The organism is Fusobacterium sp. (genome assembly GCF_029258315.1).
In the GTDB taxonomy this organism is placed as follows: Bacteria; Fusobacteriota; Fusobacteriia; order Fusobacteriales; family Fusobacteriaceae; genus Fusobacterium_B.
The window spans coordinates 1-10,020 of the sequence record NZ_JARHZE010000092.1; the positions used below are offsets into that span (position 1 = coordinate 1).

The window sequence follows — 10,020 nt, forward strand, 5'->3', positions numbered from 1 at the left end:
CTTCTAAAATTGAGGAACTTATAAGACAACTTGAAAAAGAATACAGTATCGTTATTGTAACCCATAATATGCAACAGGCTGCAAGAATTTCTGAATATACTGGATTTTTCTATCAAGGAGTATTAGAAGAGTTTGATAAAACAGAAATTATCTTTACTGCTCCAAATAATAAAAAAACCGAGGACTATATCACAGGTAAGTTTGGATAGAAAGATTTTAAAACGGGAGGAAAAATGAGAAATTTACAAGAGAGTTTAAATGGTTTAAATGAGCATTATTTAGAAATGTTAAAACATGTAAATAGAATGCTTGAAATCAATATGGAGGCTGTAAAAGACGGTAAGGTAAGCCCTAAATTTTATGGAGAGTGTTTTATTGTAGAGGATATAGTAAATGCCTTTGAGGTGAAAATAAAAGAGGACTCTATAAACTGTATAGCAAGATTTCAACCAGCAGCAAAAAATTTAAGACAACTTATTATGTTTATTGACGGGGTTAGACTTCTTGAGAGAATGGCCGATATATTAAAGGCTAATCTAAAGATAGTTAAACATATAGAAAGCCTTAATCCTGAGGTTAGTAGTAAATTAAATCATATATTTTCAGATTATCTTGCTAAAATAAAATATATCTTTGATTCATATATCATTGTATTTTCAACTTCAAATGAGGAACTACTTTACACTCTGATCTCTTCTGATGAGGAGATTAACCAAGAGGCAAGATCAATAATAGATAAGGTAGCCGAAGAGATAAAAAAATCTCCTAATGAGGTTGATGAATTACTTGAAATTATTGCCCTTGTAAAAAAATATGAAAGATTTTCTGATCATATAATCCATTTAATTGTGGACTTGGTTTATATATTAAAAGGGGAAAACCTAAGAAAAAAAGAGTTGCTTGATGAGAAAAAAGAAAATTAATTAAAAAAGTGGGGAAGATTTTTCCCTACTTTTTTTATCCTCTATTTTAAATGAGTTATACTTATAGGGAAGATTCTTCCCCATAAGATTTTTATTTTAAAATCCTAAAAAATTACTTATATTTTTAGATTTATGTCCTAATTTTACTTCATAAACGAAAAAGAGCCTAAAAAAAGGCTCTCTTTCTTGGTAACTTTATGAAAAAACTTTTACTTCAATTTTATTATAAACTTATTCTCTAGTATCAAGTCAACTATTTTTTTACTGGAACTTTAAAAATTTTTATCTTATAAAAGCTCTTATCCAATTCCCCTTGAGGTTTTGCAATCTCTATGGAAAGGTCTCCATCTATCTTATATCCCTCTTCCTCTATCCTTTTATAAAAGGTGTTAATGGCATCTAAATCTTTAAATTTATCTACGGAATAAAGTATAGCATAATCTCTTTCCTCAATATTTTTTATTCTAAATATCATCTCTTCCTTTTGTTTTAAAATTATATTTTCAAAGAAGATATAGTCTGGATCAACCTCTGCTATCTCAACCAAGACTTTTATATATCTAGTACAATTTTTTAAAGCCTCACTTTTTTCCTTCATTGTTTCAATTTTTCTATCAAACTCTCGAACTTTTTTTTCTAGTATCTTAGTTATGTCCTTATAATTATTTAGGTCAAACTTCTTTTTAAGCTCTTTTATCTCCTCTATTGAAAGTCCCACTGTTCTAAAATTCTTAATTATCATAAAATTTTTCACTTGATTCTTTGAATAATATCTATAATTATTCTCATCTCTTTTAAACGGTGTAATCCCCTTTTTATTATAATAACGAAGTGTTGTTATATTCACTCCTAAAAGTTCTGCCATCTGTGCTACGGTTAATTTTTCATTTTTATCTTCTGACATTTTTATTCTGTGAAATTCTTTCACTACCTCCTTATTAAAATATTAAAGGACTCCCCAGTTTTCAAAAAACTGTAAGAGTCCTCGGAAAATCTTTAATATTAAAATTAGCATTTTTAATATATACCTATATTATAAACTTATTACCTAGTATCAAGTCAATGTTTTTTTTGCCACTCCCCACCTAAACCCCTTGTCAAATCTCATTTCCCTCTTAATTTTCTTTTGTATTTTACAAACTTTACAAATAAAAAAGGGGAATTAACTTCCCCTAAAAAATTTTTAATTATTTTTTTCAAAATAGTTTTTTATTCTCTCTAGTGCCTCAACAACTACTTCTCTTGGACAAGCAAAGTTCATTCTTATAAATCCTTTTCCCTCTTCTCCAAACCAATGTCCATAGTCAACAGCTATTTTTAATTTTTCTTCAAATAAATCTTCCATATTTTTTCCATAGATACCATATTGATTAAAGTCAAGCCAACCTAAGTATGTTCCCTCTGGAACTCTAAATTTTAATTTTGGAATATTTTTTGTAATATAGTCTTTCGCGAAAAGTATATTTTGATAGATATAATCCATCATTTCAAAATACCACTCATCACTTTCTAAGTAAGCACCTTTTACAGCCTCAATAGCAAAAGCATTTGGAGCTAAAATATTATATAACGCCATTGTATTTTTATATTTTTCTCTTAATATTTTATCAAATATAATTATATTTGACACTTGCATTCCTGCAAGGTTAAATGTTTTACTTACTGCATTACAAATAATTCCATTATTACGATATTTTTCATCAAGGTTTCCATAAGATACAAATTTATTATCTCCAAAAATTAAATCAGAGTGTATCTCATCACATACCATTAAAACATTGTTTCTTAAGCATATATCTGCGATATTTTCAAGTTCTTCTTTAGTCCAAACTCTTCCAACAGGGTTGTGAGGAGAACAGAAGATTACCATTTTTACATCTTTTTCTTTTACAAGTTTTTCAACCTCTTCAAAATCCATTGAATAATAGTTTTCCTCATCTTTTAATAATGAATACTCAACAACTTTTCTCTTATTGTTTATTATACTTCTTTTAAATGGCCCATAAACTGGAGAAAATATCATTACGCTGTCATCTTGGTTTGTATAAGTTTGTAAAATATAATTTACTGCTGGAACTATTCCTGGAGTATAAATTATTGCATCTTTTGGTACTTCCCAACCATTTCTAAATTTATTCCATCTTATGATAGCATTATAATATTCATCATCTATTGCACCATAACCATAAACTCCAAAATCTATAAGTTTTTTTAATCTATTTTGAATACCGTCTGAAGCTCTAAAGTCCATATCAGCTATCCACATAGATAAAAGATCTTCTTGGTTATTAAATAGTGATTTATAATATGTGCTATTCCATTTTTTAGAATTTGTTTTACTACGCTTTATTATCTCATCAAAATTATATTTCATAATTTCCCTCCAATTCTTTTAAATTAATTTATTATATCATATTTAGTTTATATAAAAAAATATTTTTTTCATAATTTTATTTATACATTCTTTTCTATATCTGCTTTTACAATATATTTTTAGAACATTTTATTTTTATTTTTGTGTTTTTTTAGGATTTTTTTATAATTCATACTAGTCAAGAACATTTTTTTGTGCTATAATTGTTACATAAGGGATAATTTTCAAAACCCCATACTCCCTATAAGTAATGTTTTTAATGTCTCGCCCACATTAAGCATTACTTTTTTTTACTTAAAAATAAAAGGGAAGAGCCTGTTGATGTTATCTCCAAGCTCTCCCTTTTCTTGAGGTTTATACTATGATACTACTTCTCTTCTTTGGCTTTTTTACTTTCTGCTATAACTTTTTCTGCCACATCACTTGGAACATAATCATATTTTAAGAATTCAAATTCAAATCTTCCTCTTGATTGAGTCATAGCTTTTAGATCTATTGCATATTCTAGTATCTCTTTTTCTGGAACTTCAACAGATATTTTTTGTTCTCCGAATGTCAATGGATCAATTCCTAAGATTTTACCTCTTCTCTTATTCATATCTCCCATAACATCTCCAGTATATTCTTCTGGAACTATTATATCCATTTTTACTATTGGTTCTAATAATACTGGTGTAGCACCACTTTCCATAGCTTTTCTAAATGCCAATATTGCAGCTTGTTTAAACGATATTTCATTTGAGTCAACTGGGTGATAAGAACCATCAAATAATGTAGCTTTAAAGTTTATAACTGGGTATCCAGCTAAAGGTCCTTTAAGTGCTGCCTCGTGAAGTCCTTTTTCAACTGCTGGTAGATATTGTCTAGGAACAACCCCACCTTTTATATTATCAACAAATTCATATTCAGCATCATATAGTGGTTCAAACTTAATAAATACATCTCCATATTGTCCTGCTCCACCTGATTGTTTTTTATGTTTTCCTTGTACTGAAACCTCTTTTCTAATTGTTTCTCTATATGCTATTTTTGGTTTTGTTAAACTTGCATGAACTTGGAATTTATTAACCAATTTACTTAAAACTATCTCTAAGTGAGTTTTTCCTTGTCCTCCAAGTAATAGCTCTTTTGTTTCAGAATTTCTTATTACTTTTAAAGTAGGATCCTCTTCAGTTAGTTTTTGTAAACAGATACTTATTTTTTCGTCGTCAGCTTTTTTATCTGGAACTACATTCATAAATATACAAGGTTTAGGGAAGTCTATTCCCTCATAAACTATTGGGCTATTTTTATCACATAAAGTATCCCCTGTTCTTGTATATTGAAGTTTTGTAGTAGCAGCTATATCTCCAGCCACAACTCTATCTGTATCTCTTTGTTTTATTCCTCTTACAAAGTATAGGTTACTTAATTTTTCTTTTTTATTTTGACTTGCATTTAAAACCTCTACATCTTTTGTAGCTATTCCCGAATTAACTTTAAATAAAGATATTTTTCCTATGAATGGGTCTACTATTGTTTTAAATACAAAAGCTGAAAATGGTTCGTCCATACTTACTTTTCTTATTTTTGGCTCATCTGTTTCTGGATTTATTCCCTCTACCTCTCCACCTTTTGCCTCCAACGGAGTTGGCATATAGTCATATATCATCTCAAATAGAGTGTGGAATCCTATTCCACCTATTGCAGATCCTACAATAACTGGAACTATATCTCCATTTACAACACCTTTACGAAGTCCTGCTTGAATCTCGTCATGAGTAAACTCTTCTCCATTAAAGAATTTTTCCATAGCCTCTTCACTTGTTTCTGCAACAGCCTCAACTAAAAGATTTTTTACACTTTCAAAGTCCTCGTGCTCCACAAGTGGTCTATCTTCACAAACCTCCCCTGTAAATATTCTTGATTTATTTTCAACTACATTTATAAATCCTTTAAATTCTTCTCCCTCTCCTAATGGGATACAGAACGGTGCAATCTTTTTACCAAATTTATCTTTTAATTCTGTTAATATTTTTTTATAATTTATAGCTCCCTTATCCATTTTATTAATAAAAATTATTCTAGGGATACTTCTCTCTTCTAATAATCTCCAAGCTTTTTCAGTTCCAATTTCAACTCCAGCACTAGCATCAACAACTATAACTGCTCCACCTGTTACTCCTAAAGCTGATAATACTTCACCTTTAAAATCTGCATATCCTGGAGTATCTAAGATATTATATATTTTATCTTGATAGTCAAGAGATATAACTGAGGTATTGATAGAAAATTGTCTTGTTATTTCTTCCTCATCATAGTCTGATAATGTATTTCCTTTTTCAATTGATCCTGGTTTAGCTACTACCTTTGCTCTCCATAGCATTGCCTCAACAAGTGTTGTCTTACCTGATCCTCTGTGTCCTAAAAAGCTTACGTTTCTGATTTGATCTGTTGTATAATTTTTCATAGATATAAACCTCCTGTAAAAACTATTTTAGTAATTAACCTCATACTATATATATAGCCCACAAAATGTAAAAAATCAAGTAGTTTTTTATTTTTTTTAAACAAAAAAACTCTACCTTTTATATAGTAGAGTTTTCTTATTATAAAATATTATTTTTTTACTGTCTATGTCCTTTACCATTCTTGTCAACAGTCATTTGAGTAGCTGTTCCATCTTTTAATATATAGGCCTGTCCAAACCCTTTTACATATCTTCCATCTATCACATTTAATTTTACTAAATGGAAATCTTTCATCTGTCTTACTATTTTAAAAGTTTCCCCGACGCTCTCTTGGAATTTATCCATTATCTCTTCAAATTTTTCATCTCTAGGTAAAAACTCAGCTGTAACATTAAATCTTGCTCTCTTACGAGCTATTGCTGACATAGCCTCTTTTTCCTCTTCTAAGAACATAATTTCAAATTTTTGCTCATTCTCTGTTAGGTTAGTGTAGTGATCTCCAATCTCACTGATATAGATATAATGCTCTCCATCTATTTTTAAATGTGGGGCATAAGTAACATCTACCTCTCCATTTTTTGATACTGTACCTAAGATTACAGATTTAAAGCTATTTATAAATTGTTCTGTTTCATTGATTATCTCTTTAGGATCAAATTTTATTTCTCTCATCATATTTTTCACTTCTCCATTTATTTTGTATTACGAAATTTAAGTTAGTTGAATTATATTATACTTTATAAAAAAAGTCAACTATTATTTTATAATGATTACATTTTTATTATAATTCAACAATAAATAGAGATTACTTTTAAAATTTTTTTTATTTAAAAAATTAAATAATATTCTAAGAAATATTTTATTAAATTTTTTTCTAATTTTAATTTAGTTTATTTTTTAAAAATAAATTTATAATTTTCTTATACATAAAAAAAAGAATATCCTCAACGATATTCTTTTAATTTTATATTATGATTAACTAAGTTTTAGTCTAAATTACTAATTAGTTTAATTTTTCTAAGAATTTTTTACCAGGTTTAAATTTGATTCCTCTTCTTGATTCAATTTGAACCTCTTCTCCAGTTTTAGGGTTTCTTCCTAATCTAGGTGCTCTTTGAACAACCTCTAATTTTCCCCAACCTATAAAGTTAACATCTTCTCCAGATAATAATGTTTCTTGGATTAAGTCTAATATAGAATCTATTTTTTTCTCAGCATCTAATTTAGTATCAAATACTTCCTTTAGATATAATATATTAGCCAACTCTTTTTTTGTCATTATAACCTCCCAAAATATATATAAATTTTTAATAAATTATTATAAACGCAAACATAACTTTTTTTGCATAGCTTATAAGTTATATCATATTTTCCAGAGAATGACAAGTATTTTTTTTAATTTTTTACTAGAGATTTTCTAATAATTCCAATGATATTTCGAAAAACTATACCATCATAGCACATTTTATTTTGTTTTTAAAATAGTTGTTTCTTATTATTTCTCCAAAAGGTTCTTAATATCTCTTGATAAAAAGAATTATAATTTTTTATTTCTTTTATATTTTTCTCAAATGTGATATAATCTTATGAAAAATAAAATTTTAAAAGAGGTAATTTTCTTATGAATAGAGAGTATTATTTTGATCATAGTGCCACATCAAATCCAAAACCAAAACAAGTTATAGATAGTGTCGTTGAAGCTCTTACAAATTTTAATGGCAATCCAAGTAGAAGTTCTTGTAGAAAAAGTATCGAGATTGAAAGAAGAATTTTTGGTATCCGTGAAAAGATAGCAAACTTTTTTAATATTAAAAATCCTTTACAAATAGCTTTTACAAAAAATTCTACTGAATCCCTTAACTTCGCTATAAAGGGGAGCAACTTAGAAAACTGTAATATTATAACCTCTGTTATAGAGCATAATTCTGTACTTCGTCCTTTAAATTCTTTAAGAGATAATAAAAATGTTTCTCTTTCATATATACACCCACATAAAGAAACTTCTGAGGTTATCAAAGAGATTTTGTCACTTATAACTCCTAACACAAAAGCTATCGTATTAAATCATATATCAAATGTTACTGGATATATCTTTGATATTGAGGCTATTGGAGAGATCTGTAAAAAATATAATCTTTTATTTATAGTTGATTCATCACAAAGTGCTGGTTTTTTACCTATTGATGTAGAAAAATCAAATATTGATATTCTTTGTTTCACTGGGCATAAATCCCTTATGGGTATCCAAGGAATAGGAGGGATTTTTGTCAGAGAGGGGGTAGAACTTTCACCTGTACTTGAAGGGGGAACTGGAAGTTTCTCAAAATTTGAAAGACAACCGTTAAAGATGCCTGAACTTTTAGAGGCTGGAACAAATAATATTCCTGGAATTTTTAGTTTAGGGGCTGGTATAGATTATATAAAAGAGATCGGTTTAGATAAAATCAGAGATCACGAATATAAATTAACTAAATTTTTTATAGATGAAATTTCAAAAATTCCAGAAATTACTATATATGATAATTTTAATATTTTTAGAGGTCCTGTGGTAGCTATTAATATAAAAAACATCTCCTCATCAGAATTAAGTGATATCTTATCTGAAGAGTTTAATATTTATACTAGAAGTGGATTCCATTGTGCTCCACTGGTTCATAAATATTTAGGAACTTATGAGAGTGGTTGTGTGAGATTTTCTTTTGGATATAGTAATACTATGGAAGAAGTTCTCTACTGTATCAATGCTTTAAAGGAAATTATAAGTTTTTTTAACAATTAATTTATTGATTTTAAAAAACTTTTTTCATTTTTTTAAAAAAATATTTTTTTTTATTGACAACTTATGTATTTTTTGATATTATATAGCTTGTCCGGGGATATAGCTCAGTTTGGGAGAGCGACGCACTTGCACTGCGTAGGTCAGCGGTTCGATCCCGCTTATCTCCACCATCGCCTAGGTAGCTCAGTTGGCTAGAGCATACGGTTCATACCCGTACGGTCGATAGTTCGAATCTATTCCTAGGCACCATTTTTTAAAACTTTATAAACCTTATGGGGATATAGCTCAGTTTGGGAGAGCGACGCACTTGCACTGCGTAGGTCAGCGGTTCGATCCCGCTTATCTCCACCATTTGCCTAGGTAGCTCAGTTGGCTAGAGCATACGGTTCATACCCGTACGGTCGATAGTTCGAATCTATTCCTAGGCACCATTTTTGTAGATAGCACTTGATTTATCAAGTGTTTTTTTCATTTAATTTGACTTTTTATTTTTTAAGAGTTATAATTTATTCGAAAGAATATTTAATTCTTCAAAAAATAAAATCACTGAAAATATTATAAGGAGGAAATATCATGGATTTAAAAGGAACTAAAACTGAAAAAAATCTACTAACAGCTTTTGCTGGAGAGTCACAAGCTAGAAACAAATATACTTACTATGCATCTAAAGCTAAAAAAGAAGGGTATGTTCAAATTGGAGAGTTATTCGAAGCTACTGCTAATAACGAAAAAGAACATGCTAAACTTTGGTTCAAATTTTTACATAATGGTGGTGTTCCTTCTACTGTTGAAAACTTAAAAGATGCTGCTGCTGGTGAAAACTATGAGTGGACAGATATGTATGCAACTTTTGCAAAAGAAGCTAGAGAAGAGGGATTCGAAGAAATAGCTAGACTTATGGAAGGGGTTGCAAAAATAGAAAAAGAACACGAAGAAAGATATAGAAAACTTTTAGCTAATATTGAAAATAAAGAAGTTTTCAAAAAATTAGACATTCAAGTTTGGGAATGTGGAAACTGTGGACACCTACACGTAGGTACTGAGGCTCCTCTAGTTTGTCCTGTATGTGCTCATCCACAAGGATACTTCAGAGTTAGAGCTACAAACTATTAATATTTTATATTTAAATATTTATAATTTTGTAAGGATTAGACAAAAATGTTTAATCCTTTTTTTATTTATAAGGAAATTATAAATTGATTCTTTTATGAAGAATTAAAAATTTTTTAAGTCGAAGACAAAAAAGAAAAAGCAAATTAAACTAACCACAAAATTTTTTAAATAAAAAAATTGATATACGATAACTTTAGTGGCGATATTCTTTTATATATATGGAGCCAATACAGATACTATATGCTATTTTTTTACTTTCATTTTAATATGACACTTGAAATAATAAAAAATATTTTACCTATTGAATCTTTAAATTTCTTTCAAACTCTCTCAAAACTTGTCACCAATTTTTAATTTTTTCTTAATTTTATATAATATTTT

General features: G+C 28.5%; 8 protein-coding genes, 4 tRNA genes and 1 pseudogene. 8 read left to right on the top strand and 5 right to left on the bottom strand.

The window, feature by feature from the left end; all coding sequences use genetic code 11:
* Positions 1 to 209 (top strand): annotated as a pseudogene (gene pstB, locus Q1J48_RS06580) (phosphate ABC transporter ATP-binding protein); the annotation flags it as partial.
* Positions 210 to 233: 24 nt separating this feature from the next.
* Positions 234 to 923 carry a PhoU domain-containing protein gene (locus Q1J48_RS06585; protein ID WP_300330745.1) on the top strand — a complete coding sequence of 230 codons (690 nt, stop codon included), beginning with the start codon at positions 234 to 236 and terminating at the stop codon, positions 921 to 923.
* A gap of 253 nt (positions 924 to 1,176) precedes the next feature.
* On the opposite strand, the gene Q1J48_RS06590 is transcribed toward Q1J48_RS06585, so the two are convergent.
* From Q1J48_RS06590 to Q1J48_RS06610, 5 genes are all read right to left on the bottom strand, one after another.
* On the bottom strand, positions 1,177 to 1,827 hold the full coding sequence (locus Q1J48_RS06590; RefSeq protein ID WP_300362095.1) for a helix-turn-helix domain-containing protein: 651 nt from the start codon (positions 1,825 to 1,827) through the stop codon (positions 1,177 to 1,179).
* A 279-nt stretch (positions 1,828 to 2,106) separates the two neighbouring features.
* Complete coding sequence (locus tag Q1J48_RS06595; RefSeq protein WP_300362097.1) at positions 2,107 to 3,297, bottom strand: MalY/PatB family protein; 1,191 nt, start codon at positions 3,295 to 3,297, stop codon at positions 2,107 to 2,109.
* Between the two features lie 367 nt (positions 3,298 to 3,664).
* Positions 3,665 to 5,746, bottom strand: a complete 2,082-nt coding sequence (fusA, locus tag Q1J48_RS06600) for an elongation factor G (RefSeq protein WP_300362099.1) — start codon at positions 5,744 to 5,746, stop codon at positions 3,665 to 3,667.
* A gap of 157 nt (positions 5,747 to 5,903) precedes the next feature.
* Positions 5,904 to 6,422, bottom strand: coding sequence for a pyridoxamine 5'-phosphate oxidase family protein (locus Q1J48_RS06605; protein WP_300362101.1), 519 nt, complete (start codon positions 6,420 to 6,422; stop codon positions 5,904 to 5,906).
* A 328-nt stretch (positions 6,423 to 6,750) separates the two neighbouring features.
* A complete protein-coding gene (locus Q1J48_RS06610) occupies positions 6,751 to 7,026 on the bottom strand; it encodes an HU family DNA-binding protein (protein ID WP_300331788.1) in 276 nt (91 codons plus the stop codon).
* Positions 7,027 to 7,368: 342 nt separating this feature from the next.
* Between Q1J48_RS06610 and Q1J48_RS06615 the strand changes: the two genes are divergently transcribed.
* From Q1J48_RS06615 to rbr, 6 genes are all read left to right on the top strand, one after another.
* Positions 7,369 to 8,526, top strand: a complete 1,158-nt coding sequence (locus Q1J48_RS06615; RefSeq protein ID WP_300362104.1) for an aminotransferase class V-fold PLP-dependent enzyme — start codon at positions 7,369 to 7,371, stop codon at positions 8,524 to 8,526.
* Positions 8,527 to 8,619: 93 nt separating this feature from the next.
* Positions 8,620 to 8,696 (top strand) — tRNA-Ala (locus Q1J48_RS06620).
* 2 nt (positions 8,697 to 8,698) lie between these two features.
* A tRNA-Met gene (locus Q1J48_RS06625) sits at positions 8,699 to 8,775 on the top strand.
* A 25-nt stretch (positions 8,776 to 8,800) separates the two neighbouring features.
* Positions 8,801 to 8,877 (top strand) — tRNA-Ala (locus Q1J48_RS06630).
* Positions 8,878 to 8,880: 3 nt separating this feature from the next.
* A tRNA-Met gene (locus Q1J48_RS06635) sits at positions 8,881 to 8,957 on the top strand.
* A 142-nt stretch (positions 8,958 to 9,099) separates the two neighbouring features.
* A complete protein-coding gene (gene rbr, locus Q1J48_RS06640; RefSeq protein ID WP_300331782.1) occupies positions 9,100 to 9,639 on the top strand; it encodes a rubrerythrin in 540 nt (179 codons plus the stop codon).
* Positions 9,640 to 10,020 lie beyond the last annotated feature (381 nt).

Coding starts and splice junctions, on each gene's coding strand:
- Q1J48_RS06605 (WP_300362101.1), bottom strand. CDS start 6,422: ATGATGAGAGAAATAAAATTTGATCCTAAAGAGATAATCAATGAAACA.
- fusA (WP_300362099.1), bottom strand. CDS start 5,746: ATGAAAAATTATACAACAGATCAAATCAGAAACGTAAGCTTTTTAGGA.
- Q1J48_RS06615 (WP_300362104.1), top strand. CDS start 7,369: ATGAATAGAGAGTATTATTTTGATCATAGTGCCACATCAAATCCAAAA.
- Q1J48_RS06585 (WP_300330745.1), top strand. CDS start 234: ATGAGAAATTTACAAGAGAGTTTAAATGGTTTAAATGAGCATTATTTA.
- rbr (WP_300331782.1), top strand. CDS start 9,100: ATGGATTTAAAAGGAACTAAAACTGAAAAAAATCTACTAACAGCTTTT.
- Q1J48_RS06610 (WP_300331788.1), bottom strand. CDS start 7,026: ATGACAAAAAAAGAGTTGGCTAATATATTATATCTAAAGGAAGTATTT.
- Q1J48_RS06590 (WP_300362095.1), bottom strand. CDS start 1,827: ATGTCAGAAGATAAAAATGAAAAATTAACCGTAGCACAGATGGCAGAA.
- Q1J48_RS06595 (WP_300362097.1), bottom strand. CDS start 3,297: ATGAAATATAATTTTGATGAGATAATAAAGCGTAGTAAAACAAATTCT.